Source organism: Bartonella sp. AA1HLJMS (assembly GCF_042197445.1).
Lineage (GTDB): Bacteria > Pseudomonadota > Alphaproteobacteria > Rhizobiales > Rhizobiaceae > Bartonella.
On record NZ_JBHIRW010000269.1, the window covers coordinates 1 to 735 of the forward strand.

The 735-nt window shown below is 40.0% G+C and carries 1 protein-coding gene and 1 pseudogene; both read right to left on the reverse strand.

What is annotated here, in order from left to right:
• Window positions 1-47: 47 nt before the first annotated feature.
• Window positions 48-449 (reverse strand): hypothetical protein, encoded by a 402-nt coding sequence (locus tag ACFIQE_RS11115; RefSeq protein WP_375707775.1) that lies wholly within the window; start codon window positions 447-449, stop codon window positions 48-50.
• Window positions 446-735, reverse strand: a pseudogene (locus ACFIQE_RS11120) (hypothetical protein); the annotation flags it as partial. The gene ACFIQE_RS11115 and the pseudogene ACFIQE_RS11120, both read right to left, overlap by 4 nt.

Sequence of the window (735 nt, forward strand, 5' to 3'; positions counted from 1 at the left end):
CCAAGCGAAGGCAAGGATGGCGGATTGTTGATCATCACTAGCAAGACTTAAGGTTTGCATTCAGGTGCATTTTTATACTTTTTACAAAAAGGGCTGTTCAAGCGCTTCTTGACACTGCGCTGTGGTATGACAGCACCTGGACGACAAATCGGCAAGTTTTTCTCTTTAAAAGTATAACACCAATATGGTCCTCCCCATTTGTAGCGGAATCCTGCTTGAATCATGCAAGCATCGATGGAAGCCTCTGCATTGATGCTTAGCTTTCTATTTTCTGGAAAAACATCATAAGGGGTTGGCATACCACATTCTAACAAGGCTTTTCCTATCTCCGTAAAATCTGCACCAGGTTTCTCCCATGCACTCAAAACTCCTGGTGGAGGCTTGTCGATGTTACATCCAGCAATATTTAACAGAATGAGACCACTTAATAATTTCAAGATTTGTTTCATTTTTTTCTTCCTGAATATTTTGAATAAATTGGCGTACGATTAGGTAATCCATAAGCCTGTCGACATATTGAACCTGCATTACCATAACAAGCATGGACACTGGGGTAGCCCTTAAATATTTGCCCTCTCTCTTTCCAGGGACCACTTCCAGGAGGTATTTGTTCAAAAGTGTAAGGATTTTTGCCAATCTTTGTACCCACAAAGTCATATTTATGATTTTCCAAGTTTACGTAATCCTGCTTTCCATCACTTAAGATATATAACGTATCTGCCATGTTTTGAGTAT

Excerpts from the sequence above, each read along its gene's own strand:
- ACFIQE_RS11115 (WP_375707775.1), bottom strand. The coding sequence starts at position 449 with ATGAAACAAATCTTGAAATTATTAAGTGGTCTCATTCTGTTAAATATT.